Genomic DNA, 26,080 nt, shown 5'->3' on the forward strand with positions numbered 1-26,080 from the left:
TTCCGGACCCGCCATGCCCTCGCTCAATCCCGCCTATGCCGATGTCATCGAGCTTCTGACCATCGTGCCTGATGGCGATGAGTCGGCCGTCATGGCGGTGCGGCAACGCGATGCGCAGTTGACCAAACCCGCCGGTTCTCTGGGCGCGCTCGAAGGGCTCGTGGAGTTCCTCGCGCGCTGGCAGGGCAGGGCGCGTCCGCGTCTCGACAATCCCATGGTCACCATTTTCGCCGGCAATCACGGCGTGACGGATCAGGGCGTGTCCGCCTTTCCGCGCGAGGTAACCGCGCAGATGGTCGCCAATTTCACCAATGGCGGCGCCGCGATCTCCCAGATTTGCGCTCTGCATGAAATCAACCTGCGGGTGTTCGAGCTGGCACTGGAACTGCCGACTGGCGACATCACCCAGGAAGCCGCGCTCGACGACAAGATGTGCGCCGCCACCATCGCCTACGGCATGGAAGCCATTGCCGGCAAACCCGACCTGATCTGCATCGGCGAAATGGGCATCGGCAACACCACCGTCGCTGCAGCCGTCTACGCCGCCCTCTATGGCGGTACCGGCGCCGATTGGGTGGGCCGCGGCACCGGCGTCGATGATGCTGGCCTGGCGCGCAAGGCCGACGCCGTCGATCGCGCTTTGGCCCGGCATGCCGGTGACCTCGACCACCCGCTCGGTATCCTTGCTCGGCTGGGCGGGCGCGAAATCGCCGCTATGCTTGGTGCTCTGCTGGCCGCCCGCCACCAGAAGGTGCCTGTCATCGTCGATGGCTTCGTTGCCACCGCGGCCGCTGCCATCGCCCACGCGGTCAATCCGCAGGCGATCGACCACTGCATTTTCGCCCATGTGTCGGCGGAGTCCGGTCATGCCCGCGCGCTCGCGGCCATGGACCAGAAGGGCTTGCTCGATCTCGGGATGCGGCTGGGCGAGGGGAGCGGCGCGGCGCTGGCCGCGGTGCTCGCCAAGACGGCTTTGCATCTCCACAACAACATGGCCACGTTCGAAAGCGCCGCCGTCAGCGGCAAGGAAGCCTAGGCCGCTTTCGGTGTCATGATCCGGCCGAGCTCGCGCACCAGGCTGGTCTCGAGCTTGCCGGCGGCAGCCATGGCATTGAGGATGACCATGGCCTGCACCGGGCTTTTCGGTTCCTTGTAGCTGCGGCGTTCGATCAATGCGGAATAGATGTCGCAGATCGTGATGATCCGCGTCAGGTCATCGATCTCGCTGCCACTGAGCCCGTCCGGATATCCCGTACCATCGAGAAATTCGTGATGGTGACGCACGCTGCGGAGCGCATCGGGGCTGATCGTGCTCGACGCCGCCAGATAGTTGTAGCCGGTGACCGGGTGCATGCGCACGATGGCCATTTCCTCTGGCGTCAATGCGGTGGGCTTGTCGAGCAGCTCGATGGGCACCACTGCCTTTCCGATATCATGCAACAGGCCCGCCACGGTCAGCCTGACGACATCACGCCGCGCCATTCCTGCCCTGCTGGCAAACGCCGCGGCCACACCCGTCACCAGCATGCAGTGCTGAAACGTGCCGACATGGTAGCCCTTGACCGTCGCTAGCCAGTCATCGACGCCGAGTTCGGACACCGCTTCGGCGATCTGCCCGCTCGCGTTGAGCACGCTGGTGGTATCGAGCGGCGCATTTTCCGTCATCGAGCGGAAGCTTTGGTCGAGCGCCTCCACACCGGCCTCGATGGATCGCGCTACCGCTTCGTCGTCGATCCGCGCCGTGCTGACGCCGAAGTGCTTGCGGATGGCGGCATTGATCTCGGATGCTTTGGCCGGACGCGGCAGGGTCATGTCGGCCCCGAGCACGCTGGCGTGGACGGTGGTGACGCGGCTATCCGGATCGACGATGAACAGCCTGCAGCCGCCACCGCGCCTTAGCAGCACACCTTTGAGCTTGCGGACGAGGTCGATCCGCCGAAGGTCGACATCAAAGATCATGCTGGGGTCATGGGCGAGGTAACCGGCGCCGAATGCATCGATATGCACCGGCTCGGCCCCTAAGCTCTTGGCCAGGGCGGAAATTCGCGCGTCGGCGACTCGGTCCGTGACAAGCAACAAGCCGCCATGCCGTAGTTGATCGAGCACATGGCCCTCCCTGACGCAGGATCAATGTAGCGCCGGGAGTATTGTTGCAAAGCTAATTTTATTGCGATGTGGGACTAACCGGCTTCGGAATAGATCTCGAGGCGGTTTTTCTTCTCGACGACAGGCGCCAGCGCATCCATGACACGGGCGCGCGGGAATGTAGCGATCACTTCGGTACCAAACCTGAGCTTGCTGAAGAGATCGAACCGGCCCTGATGCAGTTCCATGATTTTCTGCACGATGGGAAGACCCAGGCCCGCGCCCTGTTCGGCAGTCTTCTGCGCCAGCGAGCCCTGGCCGAACGAGGAGAGCACCGTCGCGATTTCGTCTTCGGGGATGCCCGGACCGTTGTCCTTGACCGAAACCAATTGGCCGCCGTCGCCGCTGCGCGTCACCAGTAGCACGACCTTGCCCTGCTGCGGTGTGAACTTGATCGCGTTGCTGAGCAGGTTCAGCACGACCTGGCGGATAGCGCGTTCGTCACCCCAGAGCCGGGGCAGGTTGTTGCCGACAGTGAAGACCAGCTCGATGCCCTTGGCCTTGGCGCGCAATTCCATCATACGACGGCAGTCTTCGGCGATGTCCACCAGCGACACCACTTCCTCATTGAGCTCATACTTGCCCGCCTCGATGCGGCTGAGGTCGAGAAGCTCGTTGATGAGGTTGAGCAGGTGCTGCCCGCTGCCGTGGATATCGCCGGCATACTCTTTGTATTGCGGCACCTGATGCGGCCCCAGCAGCTCCGATTTCAGCACCTCGGAGAAGCCGATAATGGCGTTGAGCGGCGTGCGCAGCTCATGACTCATCGTCGCCAGGAACTGCGACTTGGCAATATTAGCCTGCTCGGCATGCCGGCGAGCCTCGTCCGACATATGCCGCGCTTCCTCAAGCTCGTTGATAAGCGCGTCCTTTTCGCCCTGGTAGGTGATGGTGCCAAGCTTTGAGGCATGCAGCTGACGCGCCAGGTAAACGAAGAAGATCTCGCCGCACACCGCCACCGCCGCCAGCGTGTAATTCAGCGTGCCGCCCAGCGCGATCAGGTTGGCGGTCACCGTCGCGGTCACCGGCATCGTGCTCATCAGCGTTGCGGGCGGAAGCGCATTGGTCGCCACCGCATTGGCGGCGACGGCAACCAGCACCATGGCGAACATGACTGGCGTCAGCGTGTCCGGGTTCGAAACCAGGGTGAATAGCGCCAGCAACGACCATGACAGACCATAAAGCGTCTCGCCGGCGACGAAGCTGCGCGTCCATTGCTCGGCATTGAATTTGGCCGGATCGCTGCGCTTGAAGCGCTGCGCCATCAGCACCACGATCAGGAGGCTCAGCACCACCATGCCGGCCCACAGCGAGGTGAACACCGGCGGCACCCAGAATGTCGCGACAATAGCGAGAATCGCCACGATCGCCGCCATTGGCAATGCTGCGGCCAGGCGCGACTCGGCGTAGTCGTGCATCAGTTCGAAATCGAACGAAGCGCGGGTGCCGGAGCTGGAGGTGAGGCGTTGACGGGCGTCGAGCACCGTTTTCTGCGCCGAGCGCTTTCCATCGCGTCCCATTTGCGAACGGACGTCATCGGTGACAACCGGCTGGGACGGCATGGAAACTCGTTACTCGTTACTAGATACTGCGAACCGAAAACGCGTTCGCGATGCTCAAGGCAAAACTCTAGCGACAGCGTAGTTAACGGGTGGTGAAATCCTGCGTCGACAAGTCTACCGAACCAGCATCTTTTCCGGTCGCACCGGCGCCCTCCTGGCCATCATCGTGTTGGCGGCGCTGGCAGTGGTCGCCGCGCGCCTCGACCCGCCGCCACCGCCTGTGGCGGGCAATGCCCGCGCCAGCGACGGCGACAGCTTCCGGCTGGGCGATGACCGCGTCCGGCTCCTGGGTCTCGACGCGCCTGAGCTCGCCCAGCAATGCGATGCCGAGGATGGCGGGCAGTGGCCCTGCGGGCGTGCCGCCCGCGATCGCATGGCGGCGCTGCTGTCCTCCGGGCCGGTGGATTGCCGGCCCGAAGACAATGACCAATATGGACGGCTTCTCGCCTATTGCACCGCCGGTGGACGCGACCTTGGGGCAGTCATGGTCAGCGAGGGCCTGGCCATTTCTTCGGGTTCCTACTGGAGCGAGGAGGCCGACGCCCGCGCCGCCCGGCGTGGCATCTGGGCCGGTGGCTTCGACACGCCGCGCAGCTGGCGCGACGACCACCCGCGTCCACAGGGCGCCTGGGGGTTTCTGTCCGCCATCGGGCTCTAGGTTAACGCTGGGTAAAATCCGGCCGTTAGAGTTGGTTCGCGCAAGATTATTGCTAACTACGGCCGGCTGTGGCAGTTAGACAGCCGATTTGGGGATGGTTTTTTGCCATTCTTGGAAATCTGATCTCGCGGGGGCGATATGGCATTGGACAAGATAGATCGCAAAATTCTGACGCTTTTGCAGAAGGATGCCACCATGCCGGTGGCTGAGATCGGTCGCAAGGTTGGCCTGTCCACTACCCCATGCTGGCGTCGCATTCAGAAGATGGAAGAAGACGGAGTCATCCAGCGCCGCGTCGCCGTGCTCGATCCGGCCAAGGTCAATGTCGGCGTCACCGTCTTCGTTTCGGTCAAGACTAATGAACACAACGACGCCTGGATGCGGAAGTTCTCCAGCGTCATCGACGAATTTCCCGAGGTCGTGGAATTCTACCGCATGAGCGGGGAGGTTGATTACCTGATGCGCGTCGTGGTGCCCGATATCGGCGCCTACGATTCCTTCTACAAAAAGCTCATCAGCAAGATCAATCTGACCGATGTGAGCTCGGCCTTCGCCATGGGCCAGATCAAGTACACCACGGCCCTGCCACTCGATTTCGCCATCGTGGTCGACGACGACAAGTAAGCTTCGGAGAACGGTCATGCTGCGCGGTTTCGAACATGTGGGCATGACTTCAGGCAATCTCGACCGGACCATTGCCTTCTACTGCGATCTGCTTGGACTGCGGCTGGCCCTGCGGAAGCCCGCCGCCAAGGGCGAACTGGCCTTCCTTGATGCCGGCGGCGGCATGCTGGAGATTTTCGCTCCCGCATCGGCCATCGACCGCTCGCGCGACGTCCCGCCGGCCGAGGCCGGCATGCGCCACCTCACCTTCGCCTTCGACGATGTCGACGCCATGATTGGCAAGCTGGAGGCCGCGGGCGTCGAGGTTGTCGAACGCCCGCGCGATGCCTACAACACCGAGATGATGCGCCGCGTGGCCTTCGTCCGTGATCCCGACGGCATCATCGTCGAACTCATCGAGCGCGCCGAAGGCCGCTGATCCAGTCCGAGGACCAACCCGATGACCGAAGCGTCAGCCGCTCCAACTCTTGTTGTCCATCACGACGATCTCGGCGCCAGCCACAGTGCGAACAAGGCTTTCGTCGAGCTATGCGACCTGGGCGTTGTCACCAGCGGCTCGGTGATGGTGCCCTGTCCCTGGTTCCCCGAAATGGCCGACATTTCGCGAGAGCGACCAGACCTCGATATTGGCGTCCATCTGACGCTGACCGCGGAGTTTCCCGGCTTCCGCTGGCGCCCGCTCACCGGCGTCTCGGGCAATGGCCTGACCGACAGCGACGGCTTCATGTGGCGGGATGTTCCCGAAGCGCGCAACGCTGACCGCCAAGCCGTCGCGGCTGAGCTTCGCGCGCAGATTATCGCGGCCCTCGACGCTGGTATCGACGTCACCCACCTCGACTCTCACATGGGTACCACCTGGCAGCCCGAATATGTCGATATCTACGTCGCCCTCGGCGAGGAGTTCCGCCTGCCGGTATTGCTCGCCCGTGACGTCGGCAATATGGCGCCGGAAGGCACTGATTTCGCGCCTCAATTCGATCGGCTGGTCGCACGCGGCAATCCCGATTTCCAGCGCTTCGTTACCACGCCATTCGGCAATCTTGCGCCGGATGCGGCAAACTATGCCGAGATTTTCAGTCAGGTCGGGCCAGGTTTGAACTGGGGTGGCTTCCATTTCGCGGCGCCCGGCGACATCGAGCTCTATTCCGACGACGCGCCAACCCGCATCGGCGAATACGACGTCTTCCGCTCCGGTCGCGCGAAGGAATTGCTCGACGCCGCGGGCATCGAACTCATCGGCATGCGCAGCCTCCGCGACGCGATGCGGGCGCGTGGCTGATCGCGCCATGGGCCACTAGGCCGCGCCTTCGATCGCGGCGCAGGCAGTTGCCAGGCCATTCTCATGGCGAATCCGTCCGCCCAGGTCCACGGCGCGAGCGGCCGCGGGGCCCGCCAGCAGCTCCCCCAAGGCGATGGCAAGAGACTGGGCGTCAAGGGTTTTGCGATTCAGCGGGGTTCCCGCGACCCCCAGCTCCATCATGCGGCGGGCCCAAAACGGCTGGTCGCCAAAGTAGGGGCAGATTGCCATTGGCAGGCCCGCGCGCAACGCTGCACCCGTCGTTCCGGCCCCGCCGTGATGCAGCGCGGCGCGCATATGCGGGAAAAGCTGGTCATGCGGTGCGTGAGCAATGAGATGCACGTGTGTCCCCACAGGTTGAGCAGCCATTGCTCCTCCGCCCGTCGCCAGCACGCCGCGAAGCCCCGCCTGTTGCAAAGCTTGGGCAACCAGCGCCGTCAGCGCACCCGGCTCGACGCCAGGCATACTGCCGAAGCCGACATAGACCGGCGACGGGCCCGCCTTGAGGAACGCATTCAGAGCCGGTGGCATGACCCAGCCGGGCTCATCCAGGAACCAGTAACCGGTGACCACAACGTCATCTCCCCAGTCCGCTGGCTTTGGCAAGACCTGCGGGCTATAGGCATACAGCGTTCGCACTGGGGCGCGACCGCTTCCTCGCGACATACCTAGGGCATCGCGCCGCCAGCCCTGGATCGTCTTGCCGAACAGAACTCCGGCGCCATGGGTTGCCAACATGTGGCTTGGCCGGTTCAGTGGTCCCAGATTGCTGAAAGGGAGCAAGGGGCTGGGGAAAGCCGCCGTGGGAGTGAAACCCGGCAACGGCGATGCAAGAACGGCGGGAATGTCCAGCGCTTCGGATAGATGCGGAGCGGCCAGCGACTTTGGGTGGTAGACGATCAGCTCCGGTTGGAAATCCCGGGCCACTTCGAGTTCGCGGTCGAGAAGGCCGCGCATCATCGGCGTCACAACGCCGATTAGCTTGAAGCCGGGCGCAAGCCCACCGCCGCCGGCCACCGCCTTTTTGCCTTCCGGCGAATTCAGCAGATCCAGGAACGCGCCCGGCAGCGCGGCATAGTCTATGCCCTTGGCGGAGGCATCCGCCTCAAACTGCTCGGGACCAGCAAGGACGACTGTGTGACCCCGGGACTTCAGCGCCTGGGCAAGCGCCAGGTAAGGCTGCAAATCCCCCCTGGTACCAAGCGTATGTATGGCGATGCGCATGACAAATCCATTGTAGACCGACTGGCGGTCAGTTATACCGACTATCGGTCGGTTTCAAGGTGTGTCATGCCGCGCGTTATCAAACATCCCGATATCAGGAGGGACGAGCTCCTCGCCATCGCTGCCGAGCGTTTTGGCGACAAAGGCTATGACGGCACCTCGGTCGACGAGATCATCCGCCGGGCCGGGCTGTCCAAGGGCGCTTTCTATCACTACTTTCCATCCAAGGAGGCGCTGCTGGAAGCATTGGCCGGTCGAGCCGCGGAGCAGGCGCTTGCGCGGGTTACAGGCGAGCTTGAAGCGCCGGGCCTGACGGCCCTGGATAAGCTGCGCGCCTTTTTCGGGCACGCGGGGGAGGACAAGGGCTCCCGGTCCGCGGCGACATTCGGCGCCATCTTTCGCCCGGAGAACCTCGCGCTCTACCACCGGCTGCATAGCGCTGTCTCGGCTGTTCTGGCGCGACCGCTGGCCGAGGTTATCAGGCAGGGCATGACCGAATCTCTCTTCTCGGTCGACGACCCCGTGACCACCGCGGAGATCATTCTCGCCCTTGGTAGCGTTACCCATGACATGGTGGCCGGATGCCTGTCGGCGTCCACCGCCGACGAGCGTGCGGTCGCGCTGGCCGGCCTCGAACGCCGACTGGTGCAGCAGGGGATCGCCATTGATCGAATTCTCGGCCTACCGGATCGAACGGTGCAATTGGTCCGGCCAGGGAGTGCTCGCGAACTGTTCGGCTGGTAGCGGCTAACCGCCAGTCACGTTCATGTGCCGCGCGACGGCTGGCTCCGTCCGGCTGCGATCCAGCACGAAATCATGCCCCTTTGGCTTGAGCAGCATGGCCTGGTCGAGTGCCGCGTCCAGCGCCTCAGGGCCGCCGCCACGTAGGACGTCGCGCAGGTTCACCTGGTCGTCCTGGCCAAGGCACATAAAAAGCTGCCCCGTCGCGGTCAGCCGTACGCGGTTGCAGCTCTCGCAGAAATTGTGGCTCATCGGGGTGATGAAGCCCAGCACGCCGCCCGTTTCGGCGACATGGACATAACGCGCCGGGCCGCCGGTGCGCTTGTCGAGCTTTTGCAGCGTGTAGCGGCGCGCCAGCGTATCGTGCAGCTCGCGCAGCGGCAGATAGCTATCCACCCGGTCAATGCCCACTTCGCCCAGCGGCATGCCCTCGATCAGCGTCAGGCCCATGCCTCGGCCATGCGCCCAGGCCATCATGGGTTCGATCTCGTCATCATTGACGCCGCGCATCGCCACCATGTTGACCTTGATCGCCAGCCCGACCGCCTGCGCGGCGTCGATGCCGGCAAGCACATCCTCGATCCGTCCGCGCCGCGTAATTGCCCGGAAGCGCTCGGCGTCAAGCGTATCGAGCGACACGTTGAGCCGCCGCACACCGGCATCGAACAGTCCCTGCGCGTGCTTGCGCAACTGGCTGCCATTGGTGGTGATGGTGAGCTCGTCGAGCCCATTGCCCACCCGTGCCCCCAGCGTTGCCACTAGGTCCATGATATCGCGCCGCACCAGCGGCTCTCCGCCCGTCAGCCTGATCTTGCCGACGCCGCGCGCGATGAAGGCCGACGCGATGGTCTCGATTTCCTCGAAGCTGAGCACGTCCTTCTTGGGCAGGAAGGTCATGTCCTCGGCCATGCAATAGACGCAGCGAAAATCGCAGCGGTCGGTCACCGATATCCGCAGATACGAAATGTGCCGCCCATAGCGGTCAACAAGCGGGCGGGCAGGGGGCGTGTGCACGGTCATGGCGCGAACGTAGTACCGGTCACCGATAATTCAAAGTCGGGAGACAAACAAAAAAGGGTCGCCGAAGGCGACCCACTGATCAATTTGGCGCTAGGGGCAAGTCAGCCAGGTCAAGCTGAGGCGAAAACGGTGGCTATCGAGAACCGGACCGGAGCGTACCCAAGTACGTGAGGACCGGAAGCGCAGATAGCCGCCGTTTGCAGCCCAGCATCATGACGCCGGCGCTAGTGGTTGACGATAATCCGGGCGCCAACCTGCACGCGCTCGTAGAGGTCGGTAATATCTTCGTTGGTGAGGCGGATGCAGCCCGACGACACCGCCTGGCCGATCGACCACGGCTCCGACGTGCCATGCACGCGATACAGCGTTGAGCCGATATAGAGCGCGCGTGCGCCCAGCGGATTGTCGGGGCCACCCGGCATATAGGCCGGCAGGTCGGGAACGCGTTTGCGCATCTGTGCCGGCGGCGTCCAGCCCGGCCACTCGGCCTTGCGGGTAATGCGGTGCGTACCGGACCAGGTGAAGCCGTCGCGGCCGACGCCCACGCCATAACGCATCGCCTTGCCGTCTTCGAGCACCAGATACAGACGCCGCTCATCCGTCTCGATCACGATCGTGCCGGGCTTCTGGCTGGTCTCGTAGTCGACGATTTCCTTGCGGATAGGGCTGCCACCACGGTTGCGTGTCATCGCGACCGACGGCTCTTCCCACATATTGGTGTCTGCATTGTACACGCGCGCCGCCATTGTCGGCATAACGCTGGTCGCCGAGAGGAGTATCGATAGCCCGATTGCTATCGCGGACTTGAACTTGAGCATCTGACGACTTGGCCTCTGAAGTAGAACGCACGTTCGATTCGTACGTTTGAACAATTGTCGTTGCTTACGCGCTTTGCAGAACACCGAAAAGAGGACGACGCCTCGATTCTGCCACACTCGCCCCACCTTCGCCAAATTGTGTTGCCAGCGGGTTACAGTGTGCGTTCACCAATCCGTGATGTGCCTGCTTTCGTTGCATTGACAGGGGCTTGCCGCCCTGCGATGGGCACTTGAATATCAGCAGGGAGGTCACCATGAGCGAGGACTTGAAGCGGCAGGCCGCGGCCATGGCGCTCACCCAGGTTCAGTCCGGCATGCGTCTCGGCCTGGGCACGGGTTCGACGGCCAAGCATTTTGTCGATCTGCTCGGCGAAAGGGTCGCTGCAGGCTTCGACTGCATCTGCGTCCCAACCTCCGAAGTCACCGCTCGTCAGGCGCAGTCGCTGGGCATCGCGCTATCCGATCTCGATGCGCTCGATCGCCTCGACATCACCATCGATGGTGCCGACGAGATCGATCCGGTCCTCAATCTCATCAAGGGCGGTGGCGGTGCCCTGCTGCGCGAGAAGATCGTGGCCGCCGCTTCCGACGCCATGATTGTCATCGCCGATGTGTCCAAGCTGGTCAAAACGCTCGGTCGCTTCCCGTTGCCTATCGAGGTCAACCGTTTTGGCCTGGGCGCCACCCGGCGCGCCGTGGCCAACGTGATCGCCGCTCATGGCGCCGAAGGTGGTCTGCGCCTGCGCGAGGCGGCCTCGGGTGAGGCATTCGTCACCGACGGCGGACACCTCATTCTCGATGCATTTTTTGGCCGCATTTCGCAGCCAGAAGCGCTATCGCGGGACTTGCTCGATATTGCCGGCGTGGTGCAGCACGGACTGTTCCTGAAAATGTGCAAGACGGCTTATGTGGCAGCGCCGGATGGCGTAAGAACGCTTCAGAGCAAAGTTTAGAGCGTCGGACCGAAGGACGGTTTCGGTAATCCGGCGCGCAGCATGAACTGATTGGATCGTGACAAGATGGGTATTTCGACGATGACCGGTGTGATTGTGCGCTCGAAGGCGCTGTTGGCAGTGGCGTTGAGCGCCCTCGTTCTGGCGCTGTCCGTGCCGGCCTTCGCCCAGGAAGTTCCGCCCGAACAGCTGGCTTTGGCGCGCAAGTATATCGATCTGACCGATCGTGCCGCAGTGTACGAAACCACCCTGGTCGAGATTGCCATCGGCACCATGCGCCAGATCGTGCAGCAGAACCCCGAGATTTCCGAGCAGACCGATGCTGCGATCAGCAAGGTCCTGGAAGAGTACAAGGGCCGCAAGGGTGAGCTGCTTGACCAGTTTGCGCGCGTCTATGCCGTCCGTTTCACCATCGAGGAGCTCCAGGAGATCGTGGCCTTCTACGAGTCCCCGACCGGCCAGAAGCTGTCGGCGGCCAACTCTGAGGCCAATATCGACCTGCAGCGCGTTCTTCAGGTTTTCACCACCAATGTGCGCCCCGAATTCTTCGCCAAGGTCCGCGCCGACCTGCGTGCCCAGGGCATCGCGATTTAGTCACCTGCCGCATGGCAGATCATCCGGCCCCGCCTTGTGCGGGGCCTTTTTTTGTGCGAAGCGGCACATGATATTCATCGGTAGTTGACGATGTATGCCCGGCCAATAGGAGCGCCACATGACTGATAGCTATGATCTTGTCGTCATCGGTGCCGGCTCCGGCGGTGTTCGCGCCGCCCGCATGGCGGCAACCTATGGCGCCAAGGTCGCCGTCATCGAGGAGTTTCGCGTCGGCGGCACCTGCGTTATCCGCGGTTGCGTCCCCAAGAAGCTCTATGTCTATGCCAGCCGCTTCCACGACATGTTCGACGTCGCCTCCAGCTTCGGCTGGCAGGTAGACGCCACCTTTGATTGGCCGACCCTGGTCGCTGCCAAAGAAAAGGAAATCACCCGGCTCGAGCACGCCTATACGACCAATCTCGAAAAGCCTGGCGCTGAGATCATCAAGGACCGCGCCGTGGTCTCCGGCCCCAATACGGTCCACCTTGTCGGCCAGGCGCGCGACCTGACCGCGAAGTACATCCTCATCGCCACCGGCGGGCACCCACATGTCCCGCATATTCCGGGCGCTGAACTGGCCATCACCTCCAACGAAGCCTTCGACCTGCCGGCTCTGCCGCATTCCATCCTTATCGAAGGCGGCGGCTATATCGCGGTCGAATTCGCCACCATTTTCGCCGGCCTCGGGGTCGACACCACGATCATCTATCGGGGCCAGCGCATCCTGCGCACCTTCGACGACGACATGGCGGTGGGGCTCGAAGCGGGCCTCATCGAGCGTGGTATCAAGATCGTCTACCAGACCACGATCAAGTCGCTCGCCCGGCATGGCAACGACATCCTGGCTACGTTCAGCGACGGCGTAACCGCCCCCTACGGCGCGGTAATGACGGCCACCGGTCGTACGCCCAATACGCGCGGCCTCGGCCTCGACAAGGTCGGGGTGGAGCTGACCTCGGCTGGCGCGATCAAAGTCGACGCCTATTCGCAGTCCTCGGTCCCTTCGATCTATGCGGTGGGTGACGTTACCGGCCGCGCCGCGCTGACCCCGGTCGCCATTCGCGAAGGCTGGTACTTCGCCGAGACGGTCTTTAACAACAACCCGCTTGCCGTCGACCATTCCCAGATCCCGACCGCCGTCTTCTCCGACCCGGAGATCGGCGTCATCGGCCTCACCGAGGCCGAAGCAACAACCCATGGCGATATCGACGTCTACGTCGCCCGCTTCCGGCCGATGATCAACACGCTCTCCACCCGCACCGAGCGCATGATCCTCAAGCTCATCGTCGGCGCCAATGGCGGCAAGGTGCTCGGCTGCCACATCCTGGGCCCGGGCGCCGCCGAAATGATTCAGCTCGTCGCCATCCCCATGGGCATGGGCGCCACCAAGGCCGATTTCGACCGCGCCATGGCCCTACACCCTACGGCCGCCGAAGAACTCGTGACCTTCAAGGCCCCCAGCTACACCTATCGCAACGGCCAGAAGGTGGGTGGCTAGTTGTGCGTGGCGACTAATCACGATGTCATCCCGGCGAAGGCCGGGATCCACGTCCGTGGCGCGCCGCAACATCCAGCGCGGGAATGGCCTTCAGCATGGATTCCGGCCTGCGCCGGAATGACACCGCGCAAAACCAACTACTCCCTCGTCCCACCCCTACGACCAATGTCCATCCCGAATATTCTTGTCCCGCCCCGCCGGCCTTGGTATTCCGCCCGCAAGCAACTGCACCGCGAGACCTGATATGAGCACCTGGACCCCCGATAGCTGGCGCGCCAAGCCGATTTCCCAGGTTCCGGCCTATCCCGACGCTGCCAAGCTCCAGGAGGCCGAGCGCCAATTGGCGAGCTTCCCGCCGCTGGTCTTTGCCGGTGAAGCGCGTGATCTCAAGACCCGCCTGGCTGCCGTTGCCCGTGGTGAGGCTTTCCTGCTGCAGGGCGGCGATTGCGCCGAGAGCTTTGCCGAGCACGGCGCTGACCACATCCGCGATTTCTTCCGCGTCTTTCTGCAAATGGCTGTCGTATTGACCCACGGCGCGTCCAAGCCCGTGGTCAAGGTCGGCCGCGTTGCCGGCCAGTTTGCCAAGCCGCGCTCGTCCGATACCGAGATTATCGATGGCGTTGAGCTGCCCAGCTATCGCGGCGATATCATCAACGCCATCGACTTCAACGCAGCATCGCGCGTCCCCGATCCCGACCGCATGCTGCAAGCATACCGCCAGTCTGCTGCCACTTTGAACCTGCTGCGCGCCTTCTCCATGGGCGGCTACGCCGAGCTGACCCGGATCCACGAATGGACCGTCGGGTTCATGAAGGGCTCCAACTGGTTTCCGCGGTACGAAGAAGTGGCGCGCAAGATCGACGACGCCATCACCTTCATGGGCGCTCTCGGCCTCAACCCCGACAACACGCCGGCCCTGCGCCAGACCAGCTTCTTTACCAGCCACGAGGCTCTGCTGCTCGGCTACGAGGAGGCGCTGACCCGCCGCGACTCCATCACCAACGACTGGTACGCCACCTCGGGCCACATGCTGTGGATCGGCGATCGTACCCGCCAGCCCGACGCCGCCCATGTCGAATACTTCGCCGGCATCAAGAACCCCATCGGCATCAAGTGCGGTCCTTCGCTCAGCAATGATGACCTGCTCCGCCTGCTCGACCGGCTGAACCCGACCGACGACGCCGGCCGCATCACGCTGATCAGCCGCTACGGCTCCGACAAGGTCAGCGAACACCTGCCGCGCCACATCGAGACCGTGCAAAAGGCTGGCCGCACCGTCGTCTGGTGCTCCGATCCCATGCACGGCAACACGATCAAGGCCTCCACCGGCTACAAGACCCGGCCGTTCGATCGGGTGCTCTCGGAAGTGAAGTCCTTCTTTGAAATACACCGCGAAATGGGCACCTATGCCGGCGGCGTACATATCGAGATGACGGGCGACGACGTCACCGAATGCGTCGGCGGCTTCTCGGCTGTTACTGAGGCCTCGCTTTCGGATCGCTACCACACCTATTGCGACCCGCGCCTCAACGCCAGCCAGGCGCTTGAGCTGGCCTTCCTGGTTGCGGAGGAAGTGCACGCCCAAAAGCCACCCCGCCAGCGCGTTGCCGCCGGCGAATAATCCGGGCCAGCCCGCGAACCGAAGCCGCTGGCCGCGCGTTGCGGCATAGGGGACTGGCGTGCCTGTCATGCTACGGTTTCCCGGAATCGACGCCGTGTTCATGAAAGCCGCGCATGCCAAGATCCCTCTTTCCTGCGGCCAGTCCCGAAACCCGGGCGCGCCTTGAGCAGAATCCAACGCTCAAGCTAATCAACGACTACGACTGGTCATCCAATCGTCTGGGACCCATCCCGGATTGGCCGGAAAGCCTCAAGGGTGCGGTCCGCGTGATGATGGCCGCTTCCACACCGATGGTGATGCTCGTCGGCCCCGACGGCGTCCTCGTCTATAACGACGCCTATGCCGAATTCGCTGGCGACCGCCATCCCTCCATCTTTGGCCTGCCGGCGACCGAGGCCTGGCCTGAGATCGCCGACTTCAACCGCCACAAAATTGCCCTTGGCCTGGCCGGGCACTCTCTGATCCTGCGCGACCAGGAACTTGTCCTCAACCGCCACGGCGAGCCGGAATCCGGCTGGATGGACCTGCACTATAGCCCCATCCTCAACGACGATGGCGTGCCGCTGGGCACCCTGTGCATCGTCCACGAGACGACCGACCGGGTGATGGCCGAAAAGGCGCTGGCCCGCAGCGAGGAGCGGTTGTCGCTGGCGCTGAGCGGCTCAAGCCTCGTCGGCACCTGGGACTGGGATGTGGTCAACAACGTCGTCACCTCCGACGACAAGTTCGCCCAGATGTATAATCTCGACCCTCTGCAGGCCGGGCTCGGCGTGCCGATCGGGCAATTCCTGCAGGCCGTCCATCCCGACGATGTCGAGCGGCTGGGTGAAGAGATCGGCACCGCCCTCAGGGAGGGCTCCTCCCTCCACAGCGAATACCGCCTGGTTGGCGAAGACGGCGCGATCCGCTGGGTCATAGCGTCCGGTCGCCCGCGTCTCGATGCCGAGGGCAAGGCGCAGCGTTTCCCCGGGGTCGTGGTCGATGTCACCGAGCAGCGCCGTACCTCCGAGGCGCTTGCCGAGAGCGAATTGCGCTTCCGCACCCTGGCTGACACCATGCCCCAGATGGTCTGGTCCACGCTGCCGGACGGCTATCACGACTACTACAATGCGCGCTGGTATGAGTTCACCGGCGTGCCCGCTGGCTCGACCGACGGCGAAGGATGGAACGACATGTTCCACCCCGAGGATCAGCAGCGCGCCTGGGAGGTCTGGAAGCACTCCCTGGCTACGGGCGAGCCCTACCACATCGAATACCGCCTCAAGCACCATACCGGCACCTATCGCTGGACGCTTGGCCTGGCTCTGCCCATCCGCGACGCGGCGGGCCACATCATCCGCTGGTTTGGCACCTGCACCGATATCCACGAAGCCAAGCTGGCCGGCGAGGAGCGCGAACTGGTGGCGCAGGAGCTCAGCCACCGCATCAAGAACATCTTTGCGGTGCTCACCGGCCTGATCAGCCTCTCAGCGCGCAGCCGCCCTGAGGTCAAACCCTTCGCCGAGGAACTGCGCCAGCGCATCTACGCTCTGGGTGAGGCTCACGATTTTGTTCAGCCACACAGCCGCGCGTCGCGGCCGGATGGCGCGCAGGGGTCGTTGGCGGCACTCGTCGATCGCCTGATGCGGCCTTACCGGGGCACGGACGGCAGCAGGGTCGCCTTCAGTGGCGACGACATCGAGATCGATGATGGGGCCGCAACGCCTCTGGCGCTGATATTCCACGAGCTGGCCACCAATGCGGCCAAGTATGGCGCCTTCCTCACCGAAGAGGGCAGGGTGGTGATATCAGGCCAAAGCATCGGCGATCGCTACCACTTGTCATGGGCCGAACACGGCGGTCAGCCGGTCAGCATGGTGTCGGATACGACGGGTTTTGGTTTCCGCGTCATCGACCTCAGCGTACAGGGGCAGCTGGGCGGTACGATCGAACGCGTCTGGGATGCCGAAGGACTGCGCATCGAGATCGATTTGCCGGCCAGTGCGCTCAAGCGCTCGGCGCGGCTGCGAACCGATCGCTAGCCGGCAGCCATCTGGCTAGACCACGGGAACAACACGAGCCGCTGCGGCACCGTCGCCTCGGCTGCTTCGCGGCAAGCCACGGCATAGGCCACCGCGGCGCGCAGGTCACTGTCGGATACCGGCTTGGCCAGGACCCCGATCGTGCCGGGCACGCCGTCACCCAATTGCGATGGATTGGCCGTCATGAACAGTACCGTCACGCCGTGGGTTTGCGCCAATATCCGGCCGATACTCGCGCCGGTTGGGCCATCCTGAAGGTTGAGGTCGACCAGGGCGATGTCGGTCGATCCCGCCAGGGCCAACGCGGACCGCTGGTCCGCCGCTATGCCGACGGGCTGGTGCCCCATTTCTTCGACTACATGTTCAATCTCGGTGGCGACGAAAATCTCGTCCTCGACCACCAATATCCTGCACGTCATCACACTTACTCTCGTCACACGCCTTCTGGCCTAAAAGCAAACTCGCGGACGCTCAACTGGTTGCGGGCGCTAGGCCACATTCACCCTGTTATGGTCAGTTTGCGCTCGAGCAGTTACCAAAACACCAACTTCCTGGCCCTCCCGCTTAGCGGAACATTAACCCTAATGCTTCATAAATTCGCCCAGATTACCCAGAAGGGCCACCTATCCGGAGGATACTATGAAGCGCTCCCTGCAAGGCGCCGTTGCGGCGCTGGCAGTCCTCACAGCAGCGCCGGCACTCGCTGCCGACTATCCGGAATTGCGCCCAGCCTATCCCGAAAATTGGGAGCAGCCTGACGATTCGATCCGCTTCGAACTGGGCGCTCGCTACTGGCTCTCCTGGGGTTCGCAAGATGCCGGTTTCACGGCGACCGTCGGTGGCGTGCCGCTCGGCGATGTCGGGATTTCGACCCGGGATCAGAGCCACATCGTCGAATTGCACGGCAAGATCGAAGATCTCTCCACCCAGACCTATGTGAGCGGCAAGGCCGGCATCAGCCTCGGCACCACTGGCACCTATACCATCACCCCGGCATCTTCGGGCGCCATTGGTTCAAGCTCTAGAATTGGCTATGCGGGTGGCGATTTCGGCTGGCTACCCTTCGGCAACATGACCGATGGCTTCGCCGTCGGCGGCCTTGTGGGCTATCAATACTGGAAGGACGCCCCCGATATAGGCCAGGGCCGATATGGCACGGCGTTTGCCGGCCCCGGCGGCGCGCCTTCGGCTTTTGCGCCTGCCCAGGATAATTTCGACATCCACGCCCTTCGCCTTGGCATCAAGGGGCAGGCCACTTTCGACATGTTCGACATTCAGGCCGAAGTCGCCGCTATCCCCTATGCCCACGTGTCGGGTACCGTTGGCGGCAGCGGGTCTGATCCATTCGTCCTGGCGGGCATACCCTTTTATGAGCGCGCCCCGACGACGCTGAGCGGTCGCGGTTACGGCGTCATGGCCGAGACCATGGTGGGCTTCCATCCCACCGAGAACCTTACCGTCCGCGTCGGTGGCCGTGCCTGGTACCTCGAAGGCCAACTCGACGCCCAGTTCAGTTCCAATGCCTTCGGCGCCGACCAGCCCACGCTCACCCTACCGAGCAATTTCGCCCGCATCTTCCGCTATGGCGCGCTGTTGGAAGTGACCGGCAAGTTCTAGCCCGCCAACCATCGCATACCCGTTGTCCGCTTGCCCTCCTCAGGGCGAGCGGATAAGTCTTGCGCGCGTTCGGTCCCCCTGCCGTGGCGCCAAGTTTCACTCAGCCAACGGGCAGTATCATCGTGACAGACCGCCTCAGAATTGCGCTCGCCCAGCTCAATCCCAAGGTCGGTGACATCACCGGCAATCTGGCCCTGGCCCGTACGGCGCTGACCGATGCGGTCGCCGCCAAGGCCGACATACTGATGCTCTCCGAGCTGTTCCTCACCGGCTACTTTCCTGACGACCTGCTGTTCAAGCCGAAATTCCTCACCGATGCCATGCAGGCCGCTCGCGATCTGATCGCTGACACTGCCGGCACGGATGTCGTCCTGGTGCTGCCGACCGTCTGGCTCGAAAAGACCGGCCTCCATAATGCCGTTCTGGTGGCCGAGAACGGCCAGATCATCGCCACGCGCCTGAAGCGCGAACTGCCCAATTCCGATGTCTTCTACGAGAAGCGCTACTTCAACGCTGGCCCATTGGCCGACCCAGTGGTCATCAAAGGCGTGCCGATCGGCATCCCGATTTGCGAAGATATCTGGCACCCCAATGTGTGCGATCACCTCGCCATGCGCGGCGCCGAAATCATGCTCTGCCCCAATGGTTCGCCCTACTGGACCAACAAGCAGCACGTCCGCAAAGACCTCGTTCGCGCCCGCACGCAAGAGGACGACGTGCCCATGCTCTACCTCAACCAGGTCGGCGGCCAGGACGAGCTGGTGTTCGACGGGGCCTCCTTCGGCATGGAACCCGGCAATAAGCTGGTGTTTCAGGGCAAATCCTTCGAGACCGATTTCATCGTCTCCGATTGGGTCCGCGGCGATAACGGCTGGACCTGCGAACAGGGCGAAGTCACCGAGCTGACCACCACCGACGAAGCCCCCTGGCTCGCCTGCGTGCTGGGCCTGCGCGACTACGTGCACAAAAACGGCTTCAAGCAGGTCGTGCTCGGCCTCTCCGGTGGCATCGACAGCGCCGTGGTCGCCGCCATGGCCGTTGACGCCCTCGGCCCCGAAAACGTCCACTGCATCATGCTGCCCTATCGCTACACCTCCGAGGCCAGCCTCAAGGACGCCAAGGACTGCGCCGAGCGGCTGGGTGTGCGCTACGACATCGTCTCCATCGGCAATCCGGTCGATGATGCCCTGATCGAACTGGCCCCCATCTTTGACAATCGCCCCGCCGATCTGGCCGAGGAAAACATCCAGTCGCGCATGCGCGGTGTCGTACTGATGGCCGTCTCCAACAAGCTCGGCTCCATGCTGCTGACCACAGGCAACAAGTCCGAAATGGGCGTCGGCTACGCCACCATCTATGGCGACATGAACGGCGGCTACAATCCGCTCAAGGACATGTTCAAGATGGAGGTCTACCGCCTCGCCGCCTGGCGTAACAGCCATCGGCCCGGCGACAGCAAGGGCCCCACTGGCGAGGTCATCCCCCAGGCCATCATCGCCAAGGCGCCGTCAGCCGAACTGCGTCCGAACCAGACCGACCAGGATAGCCTGCCGCCATACCCGGTGCTGGACGCCATCCTGACCGCCATTGTCGAAGACGAGCTCTCCATCGCCGAAATCGTCGCCAAGGGCCACGATCAGGCTCTGGTGGAACGTATCGAGCGGCTGCTCAATATCGCCGAATACAAACGCCGCCAGTCGGCGCCGGGTCCCAAGCTCACCGTCAAGGCCTTCGGTCTGGGCCGCCGCTACCCGATCACCAATGGCTACAAGGACCGGATTATCGGATGACCAGCCCGACAACGACTGTTCGCTGGGCGCCGTCCCCCACCGGCCGCATCCATCTCGGCAATGCCCGCCCGGCGCTGCTCAACTGGTTCTTCGCCCGCCGCAATGGCGGCCGCTACGTCCTGCGCATGGATGACACCGACCATGCCCGCTCGACGCGGGAATTTGCCGACGGCATCGAGGTCGATCTCGCCTGGCTCGGCATCACGCCTGACCTGCTGGTTCGTCAGTCCGAACGCACCGCGCTTTACGACGCCGCCCGTGACCGCCTGATTGCCGCCGGCCGGCTCTATCCGTGCTACGAGACCGAGGAAGAACTCGACCGCAAGCGCGCCCGCGCCCGCCTGCTCGGCAAACCGCCGATCTACGATCGGGCCGCTCTGAGCCTCACCGACGAAGACCGCGCCCGCCTCGAAGCCGAAGGCCGCAAGCCGCATTGGCGCTTCAAGCTCGACGGCCGTCCGGTCCAGTTCGACGACCTCATCAAGGGCGCGCAGACCGTCAACACCGCCTCGATGTCCGACCCCGTGCTCGTTCGTGGAGACGGCAGCTATCTCTATACGCTGCCCTCCGTGGTCGATGACATCGACCTGGGCATCACCCACGTCATCCGCGGCGAAGACCATGTCTCCAATACCGGCACCCAGATCGAGATATTCGAAGCGCTCGGCGGCACGGTGCCCGTATTCGGCCACCACAACCTGCTGACCGACGCCGAAGGGCAGGGCTTCTCCAAACGCCTTGGCAGCCAGTCGATTTCCGACTTCCGCGCCGAGGGCTACGAGCCGATGGCCATTGCCATCATGGCCTCCATCACCGGCACCAGCCTTCCCATCGAAGCCTACGAGACGCTCGATGAAATTGCGGGCCGCCTCGATTTCTCGATGATCTCGCACGGGTCCGCCCGTTTCGATCCGTCCGAACTCGACGGCCTCAATGCCCGCCTATTGCATGCCATGCCCTACGAGGCTGTGCAGGCGCGTCTCTCGGCGCTGGGCCTCGAGGGCGAAGCGCTTTGGCTGCTGCTGCGCGATAATCTCGCCAAATTTGCCGATATCACCGATCTGTCCAAGCTGGTAACCGGCCCGATCGAGCCCGTCATCGCTGATGAAGACCGTGATTTCCTGGCGCTGGCCAAGGCCTTGCTGCCGCAGGAGCCGTGGGACCAGACGACTTGGTCGCATTGGACGGACGCGCTCAAGACTTCGACCGGCCGCAAGGGCAAAGCCCTGTTCCTGCCGTTGCGCCTGGCCTTGACTGGGCGCCACGACGGGCCAGAGCTTAAGTCCCTTCTCCCGTTGGTTGGGCGTACGGCGTGTCTGGCCCGACTACCCTGACCACCTTGTCGCCGAACTGCACCAGCCGCAGCTGCGTCTCGGTCGCCGCCTGAACCGGCCGCGTCACCACCGTTTCGCCAGGACCAGCCGGCCGCGGACGGGGCAGGGGCACGCTAACCAGGTTTGCCGTCTCGATCGGCGCCGTAGTCGGGGCCTGTACCGGCGCGATGCCGCGCGGATCGCGCAGCGGCATCGGAAAGCTCACCCCGGACACCTCGATCATCGTGCGTGTGCTGCCATCGGTTCCGGTGGCCACGCTCATCGATCCATCCGAACGCGGCGCCACCTTGCAGCTCGCCGAAGGGCTGGTGTCGAGCGCATCGCGATAGCGGAACGCCGTCGGTAGCGACGAATAGGGCTCGCCGAACTGGTTGCGCATCTGCTCGGGCTCCTGGCCCGGATTGTCGTAGAAATAGAGTTCGACCGGCGTCGTCGTGCAACTCGCCTGGCAGGTCTGCGCGTCGTTGCTCACGTAATCGGGCAGGGTGGCGTAGCTGATCGGCCAGAAATAGCCATCGCTCAGCCGCACGCACACCGTGCGGACGGTCTGATAGCCCTGATAGCCCCAATAGTCGCCGCCGTCGATCATCTGCCCGTTGGTAAAGTCACCTTCCGAGGTGGTGCCGAAAATACGATCGAACAGGTTCTGCCGCTCGGTGGTGAAGGTCGCGCTCGAGCCGCCATCGGCGCCGCAGCCGAAACGGGCCATTTCCTGAAGGATTGCTTCGCGCTGGCCAGCGACGGCATTGGCGCTTTCCACCTGCTGGCTGACGCTCGCGGCAACCTCCCGCAGGCGCAACACTTCGCGGCCGATCTGCGTGCATTGCGGCGTCAGCGGCCGCCCGGCCTTGGCGTCGTCATTGCACCCATCGCGGACATAGCGGCTTTCCATGTTCTGCACGTCGCGCTGGGCCTGCCGCGCCGCCTGCGAGCTGCCGCCCATCTGCTGGAAATCGCCATTACGATCGACCTGCCGCAGCATGTTCTGCAGGCGCGAACATTGTGCCGCCTGTGCGTAGGCGGTGCTGACGTCCAGCATCAGGCCGGCGCTGGCGAGCACCAGAAGAACGAGGGCGCGTGCGCCGATACTGCTCAAACTTGCCATCGAATCCCATAGGCGCGCCGCGCGCCGCAACCGGGCCTTAAGACAACGCCGCCTGCGTTTCTAGCAGAAACACGACCGCATGGCCTGTAGGCAACTTTGCCTCGCGACCCGTGGCAACACTATAGTGACGGCGTCGGCGTCATGGTAGCGCTGCATGGTCACACTCTAGCGAGAGAATGCGCCTATGAAGCTTGCGACGCTGAAGAATGGTCGGCCGGATGGCCAGCTTGTCGTCGTCTCCGCTGGGATGACGCAATGCGTGTCCGCCGGTCGCATTGCCCCTACTCTGCAAGCCGCGCTCGATGATTGGGCCGTCCACGGCCCCGCGCTTGCCGCTCTCGCGGCGCAGCTCGATGCCGGTGCCATTGCCGGCCAGCCCTTCGACACGGCGCATGCCCTGGCCCCGCTGCCCCGCGCCTACCAATGGATTGATGGCGCTGGCTATCTCAGCCATCTCGAACGCGTGCGCAGCCTCAAGGGCAGCAAGGATGCCGAGCTTCAATCGGCCCGGCCGCTCCTCTACCAGGGCGGCTCCGATTCGCTGTCCGCGGCCACCGCCCCGATCCTGGTGACCGATCCCGACCTGGCGATCGATTTCGAAGCCGAAGTCGCGGTGATTATCGGCGCCGTGCCCATGCGCGCCACCCGTGATCAGGCCGCATCAGCCATCCGCCTCGTTACCATCTGCAACGACGTCTCGCTGCGGCGGCTCGTGGTCGACGACCTCCAGAACGGCTTCGGCTTCTTCCACGCCAAGCCGTCCACTGCCTTCGCGCCGGTGGTGATGACGCCGGAAAGCCTGGGCAACAACTGGCGCGACAGCCGCCTGCACCTGCCGGTTCGCGTCGAGGTCAATGGCGGCCTGTTCGGCCAGCCCAATGCCGGTACCGACATGCATTTCGATTTTGCCGACCTGATCGTCGAGGCCGCCCGCACGCGCAACCTCGCCGCCGGCACCATTATTGGTGGGGGCACTGTGTCCAACCGCCACGATGAGGGCCTGCCCACCAAGCCCGGCGGCATCGGCTTTGCCTGCATTGCCGAGGCGCGCACCGTCGAAAAGATCAAGTACGGCCGCGCCCGCACGCCGTTCCTCAAGCCCGGCGATACCGTGCGGATCGCCGCCATCGCCGCTGACGGCAAATCCGCTTTTGGTGATATCAACCAGGTCGTGGCCCTCGCATAACCGTTGATAACATTCACGTGTGCACACTGGGCGCGTCATGTCCCGCGTGCAACTCTCGCCGGGCAATGGTGCAATTGCGCGTTGAGGGTGCAACTCATGTCGATCAAGACTATCTCTGCCATGGCGATCGCTGGCCTGATGACCATGGGTGTCGTCGCCGCTTTCGCCCAGGACGCCTTCGTGCCGCCGGCGACGCCCGAGGCCGCCGTGGAGGCCCGTATCGCGCTGATGAAGGAAGATGGCGGCATCCTGCGCTCAGCCGGCAGTCTGACCGGCCCCGAGGCGGTCGCGGCCATGCAGACCCTGCTGACCAACTACACCCACATTCCAGAGCTGTTCCCCGAAGGCTCCATCGTGGGTGAGAGCGAAGCGCTCCCTGTCATCTGGGAAAACTGGGACGGCTTCACCGCTATTGTCGAAACCGGCAAAACGGCTGCAGCGGCTGGGCTCGCCGCCGCCGAAGCCGGCGACGCCGCTGCCTACGCTGCCGCCCTACAGGCGCTCGGCGGCACCTGCGGCGCCTGCCACCAGCAATTCCGCGGCTGAGTACAGCCCGACATTATCGCCTCCAAAGCGATTGGGCGGCCTCCGGGCCGTCCTCTTTTCTTTTCGGCTTGATTTCCGCTTCGCCTGCGGTCAATCTCCGCCACCATGAAGACGATAGTCATTCTGATTAACCGCTGCATTATTACCTGCTAACCACTTGTTGGCGGCGCGGTCTTCTTCATTCTGAAATTCTGATACCCGAAGAGCCCAGTCAGCCAGCGCAACTCCGCATGGCCAGAGGACGACATGACCACGGGATCGCCACAGCTTTCGCTCTACAACACGCTCACGCGCCGCAAGGAACCCTTTGTTCCGCTCGATGCGAACAACGTGCGCATGTATGTCTGCGGCCCGACGGTCTACGACTTCGCCCATATCGGCAATGCGCGCCCTGTCATCGTCTTCGACGTGCTGTTCCGCCTGCTGCGCCACGTTTATGGCGCTGATAACGTCACCTATGTCCGCAACATCACCGACGTCGACGACAAGATCAACGCGCGGGCCCTGCGCGACTTCCCCGATCTGCCGCTGAACCAGGCGATCCGCCGCGTCACCGAAAAGACCGAGACGCAGTTCCTTTCAGACGCCAGGACCCTCGGCTCGCTCGAGCCGACCATCCAGCCGCGCGCCACCGACAATATCGCCGAAATGCAGACGCTGATCACGGCTCTACTCGCCAACGGTCACGCCTACGAGGCTGGCGGCGAAGTGCTGTTCGACGTCAAGTCGATGCCGGATTATGGCGAACTCTCCGGTCGCAACCTCGAAGACAACCTGGCCGGCGCTCGCGTCGCCGTCGAGGCGCACAAGAAGAACCCGGCCGATTTCGTGCTCTGGAAGCAATCCGCCGACCATGAGCCCGGCTGGGACAGTCCCTGGGGCCGTGGCCGCCCCGGCTGGCATATCGAATGCTCGGCCATGAGCGAGCGCTATCTCGGCCAGACCTTCGACATCCATGGTGGTGGGCTCGATCTCATCTTCCCGCACCACGAGAACGAGATCGCCCAGTCCCGCTGCGCCCACGGCACCCACGCCATGGCCAACATCTGGATGCATAACGGCTTCCTGCAGGTCGAGGGCCAGAAGATGTCCAAGAGCCTGGGCAACTTCGTCACCATCAACGACCTGCTCGAAACCGGCGCCATGGGCGGCCATGCTTGGCATGGTGACGTGCTGCGCCTCGCCATGCTGATGACGCATTACCGGGAGCCCATCGACTTCTCGCTCAAGCGCCTCGACGAAGCCGAAGCCAAACTGCGCGACTGGCAACGCGCCGCTCGCGGCGCCGAGGTCTCTGACGGCGACGCCCCCGACGCCTCGGTGCTAGCCGAACTGGCAGACGACCTCAACTTCCACCGCGCCAGCGTCGCCCTCGACTTCATCGCCAAGAAGGCCAATCGCGACGAGGGCAATGCCCGCCATTGCCTCGCTGCCTCATTGCGCTTCCTCGGCTTCAGCCTCGATTCCCTGCTGACCTCCGACGACGGCTGGGAAGAACCGCCCCACATCGCGTCAGCCATCGCCGACCGCCTCGCCGCCCTCAATGCCAAGGACTTCGCCAAGGCCGACGCCCTGCGCAACCAGCTGGCCGAGCAGGGCATCTCGCTGATGGACTACAAGGACGAAACCGGCGAACGTAGGACGAAGTGGGAGATGAAGCGGTGAGTTCCGCAGCCCCCTCATCCGGTCCTTCGGACCACCTTCTCCCACGAGGGGAGAAGGGAAC

At 63.7% G+C, this 26,080-nt stretch carries 24 protein-coding genes; 17 read left to right on the forward strand and 7 right to left on the reverse strand.

Annotation, left to right across the window (positions count from 1 at the left end):
* Positions 1-13 precede the first annotated feature (13 nt).
* Positions 14-1,036: a nicotinate-nucleotide--dimethylbenzimidazole phosphoribosyltransferase gene (cobT, locus tag MF606_RS06205; RefSeq protein ID WP_240232940.1), complete on the forward strand. Its 1,023-nt coding sequence runs from the start codon at positions 14-16 to the stop codon at positions 1,034-1,036.
* Here the strand turns inward: cobT and MF606_RS06210 are convergent.
* Together MF606_RS06210 and MF606_RS06215 are read right to left on the reverse strand one after the other, a co-directional pair.
* Positions 1,033-2,106, reverse strand: coding sequence for an HD-GYP domain-containing protein (locus MF606_RS06210; protein ID WP_240232941.1), 1,074 nt, complete (start codon positions 2,104-2,106; stop codon positions 1,033-1,035). The genes cobT and MF606_RS06210 overlap by 4 nt on opposite strands.
* 74 nt (positions 2,107-2,180) lie before the next feature.
* A complete protein-coding gene (locus MF606_RS06215) occupies positions 2,181-3,707 on the reverse strand; it encodes a sensor histidine kinase (RefSeq protein WP_240232942.1) in 1,527 nt (508 codons plus the stop codon).
* A 166-nt stretch (positions 3,708-3,873) separates the two neighbouring features.
* Between MF606_RS06215 and MF606_RS06220 the strand changes: the two genes are divergently transcribed.
* From MF606_RS06220 to MF606_RS06235, 4 genes are all read left to right on the forward strand, one after another.
* Entirely contained in the window at positions 3,874-4,365 is a 492-nt protein-coding gene (locus tag MF606_RS06220) for a thermonuclease family protein (RefSeq protein ID WP_240232943.1), read from the forward strand.
* 144 nt (positions 4,366-4,509) lie between these two features.
* Entirely contained in the window at positions 4,510-4,989 is a 480-nt protein-coding gene (locus tag MF606_RS06225) for an Lrp/AsnC family transcriptional regulator (RefSeq protein WP_240233795.1), read from the forward strand.
* A 16-nt stretch (positions 4,990-5,005) separates the two neighbouring features.
* Positions 5,006-5,407, forward strand: a complete 402-nt coding sequence (locus tag MF606_RS06230; RefSeq protein WP_240232944.1) for a VOC family protein — start codon at positions 5,006-5,008, stop codon at positions 5,405-5,407.
* 21 nt (positions 5,408-5,428) lie between these two features.
* The gene (locus MF606_RS06235; RefSeq protein WP_240232945.1) at positions 5,429-6,268 is read left to right on the forward strand and encodes a polysaccharide deacetylase family protein; all 840 of its coding nucleotides are present in this window, start codon (positions 5,429-5,431) and stop codon (positions 6,266-6,268) included.
* Positions 6,269-6,283: 15 nt separating this feature from the next.
* Here MF606_RS06235 and MF606_RS06240 read toward each other — a convergent pair whose 3' ends face one another.
* On the reverse strand, positions 6,284-7,510 hold the full coding sequence (locus MF606_RS06240; protein ID WP_240232946.1) for a glycosyltransferase: 1,227 nt from the start codon (positions 7,508-7,510) through the stop codon (positions 6,284-6,286).
* A gap of 66 nt (positions 7,511-7,576) precedes the next feature.
* On the opposite strand from MF606_RS06240, the gene MF606_RS06245 reads away from it, so the two are divergent.
* Positions 7,577-8,254: a TetR/AcrR family transcriptional regulator gene (locus MF606_RS06245; protein ID WP_240232947.1), complete on the forward strand. Its 678-nt coding sequence runs from the start codon at positions 7,577-7,579 to the stop codon at positions 8,252-8,254.
* Positions 8,255-8,257: 3 nt separating this feature from the next.
* On the opposite strand, the gene moaA is transcribed toward MF606_RS06245, so the two are convergent.
* Positions 8,258-9,271, reverse strand: a complete 1,014-nt coding sequence (gene moaA, locus MF606_RS06250; protein ID WP_240232948.1) for a GTP 3',8-cyclase MoaA — start codon at positions 9,269-9,271, stop codon at positions 8,258-8,260.
* A gap of 224 nt (positions 9,272-9,495) precedes the next feature.
* Positions 9,496-9,960, reverse strand: coding sequence for a L,D-transpeptidase (locus tag MF606_RS06255; protein WP_420842258.1), 465 nt, complete (start codon positions 9,958-9,960; stop codon positions 9,496-9,498).
* 383 nt (positions 9,961-10,343) lie between these two features.
* Between MF606_RS06255 and rpiA the strand changes: the two genes are divergently transcribed.
* The 5 genes from rpiA (at position 10,344) to MF606_RS06280 (ending at position 16,776) form a co-directional block, all read left to right on the forward strand.
* Positions 10,344-11,042, forward strand: a complete 699-nt coding sequence (rpiA, locus tag MF606_RS06260) for a ribose-5-phosphate isomerase RpiA (protein ID WP_240232949.1) — start codon at positions 10,344-10,346, stop codon at positions 11,040-11,042.
* Between the two features lie 66 nt (positions 11,043-11,108).
* The gene (locus tag MF606_RS06265; RefSeq protein ID WP_240232950.1) at positions 11,109-11,636 is read left to right on the forward strand and encodes a DUF2059 domain-containing protein; all 528 of its coding nucleotides are present in this window, start codon (positions 11,109-11,111) and stop codon (positions 11,634-11,636) included.
* A gap of 118 nt (positions 11,637-11,754) precedes the next feature.
* Positions 11,755-13,134 carry a glutathione-disulfide reductase gene (gor, locus tag MF606_RS06270; protein ID WP_240232951.1) on the forward strand — a complete coding sequence of 460 codons (1,380 nt, stop codon included), beginning with the start codon at positions 11,755-11,757 and terminating at the stop codon, positions 13,132-13,134.
* A 244-nt stretch (positions 13,135-13,378) separates the two neighbouring features.
* On the forward strand, positions 13,379-14,755 hold the full coding sequence (locus tag MF606_RS06275) for a class II 3-deoxy-7-phosphoheptulonate synthase (RefSeq protein ID WP_240232952.1): 1,377 nt from the start codon (positions 13,379-13,381) through the stop codon (positions 14,753-14,755).
* Between the two features lie 113 nt (positions 14,756-14,868).
* A complete protein-coding gene (locus MF606_RS06280; protein WP_240232953.1) occupies positions 14,869-16,776 on the forward strand; it encodes a PAS domain-containing sensor histidine kinase in 1,908 nt (635 codons plus the stop codon).
* Here MF606_RS06280 and MF606_RS06285 read toward each other — a convergent pair.
* Positions 16,773-17,213, reverse strand: a complete 441-nt coding sequence (locus tag MF606_RS06285) for a response regulator (protein ID WP_275693128.1) — start codon at positions 17,211-17,213, stop codon at positions 16,773-16,775. The genes MF606_RS06280 and MF606_RS06285 overlap by 4 nt on opposite strands.
* Before the next feature lie 202 nt (positions 17,214-17,415).
* Here MF606_RS06285 and MF606_RS06290 point away from each other — a divergent pair, with 202 nt between their 5' ends.
* The 3 genes from MF606_RS06290 (at position 17,416) to gltX (ending at position 21,517) form a co-directional block, all read left to right on the forward strand.
* On the forward strand, positions 17,416-18,393 hold the full coding sequence (locus MF606_RS06290; protein ID WP_240232955.1) for a hypothetical protein: 978 nt from the start codon (positions 17,416-17,418) through the stop codon (positions 18,391-18,393).
* Between the two features lie 122 nt (positions 18,394-18,515).
* A complete protein-coding gene (locus MF606_RS06295) occupies positions 18,516-20,183 on the forward strand; it encodes an NAD+ synthase (protein ID WP_240232956.1) in 1,668 nt (555 codons plus the stop codon).
* On the forward strand, positions 20,180-21,517 hold the full coding sequence (gltX, locus tag MF606_RS06300) for a glutamate--tRNA ligase (protein WP_240232957.1): 1,338 nt from the start codon (positions 20,180-20,182) through the stop codon (positions 21,515-21,517). The genes MF606_RS06295 and gltX overlap by 4 nt, the downstream gene beginning before the upstream one ends.
* On the opposite strand, the gene MF606_RS06305 is transcribed toward gltX, so the two are convergent.
* Entirely contained in the window at positions 21,462-22,622 is a 1,161-nt protein-coding gene (locus MF606_RS06305) for a DUF2865 domain-containing protein (RefSeq protein ID WP_240232958.1), read from the reverse strand. The genes gltX and MF606_RS06305 overlap by 56 nt on opposite strands.
* Before the next feature lie 184 nt (positions 22,623-22,806).
* On the opposite strand from MF606_RS06305, the gene MF606_RS06310 reads away from it, so the two are divergent.
* The 3 genes from MF606_RS06310 (at position 22,807) to cysS (ending at position 26,019) form a co-directional block, all read left to right on the forward strand.
* On the forward strand, positions 22,807-23,808 hold the full coding sequence (locus tag MF606_RS06310) for a fumarylacetoacetate hydrolase family protein (protein ID WP_240232959.1): 1,002 nt from the start codon (positions 22,807-22,809) through the stop codon (positions 23,806-23,808).
* A gap of 96 nt (positions 23,809-23,904) precedes the next feature.
* Entirely contained in the window at positions 23,905-24,354 is a 450-nt protein-coding gene (locus MF606_RS06315) for a c-type cytochrome (protein WP_240232960.1), read from the forward strand.
* Between the two features lie 246 nt (positions 24,355-24,600).
* The gene (gene cysS, locus MF606_RS06320; RefSeq protein WP_240232961.1) at positions 24,601-26,019 is read left to right on the forward strand and encodes a cysteine--tRNA ligase; all 1,419 of its coding nucleotides are present in this window, start codon (positions 24,601-24,603) and stop codon (positions 26,017-26,019) included.
* Positions 26,020-26,080: the final 61 nt, after the last annotated feature.

The organism is Devosia lacusdianchii, assembly GCF_022429625.1.
GTDB lineage: Bacteria > Pseudomonadota > Alphaproteobacteria > Rhizobiales > Devosiaceae > Devosia > Devosia lacusdianchii.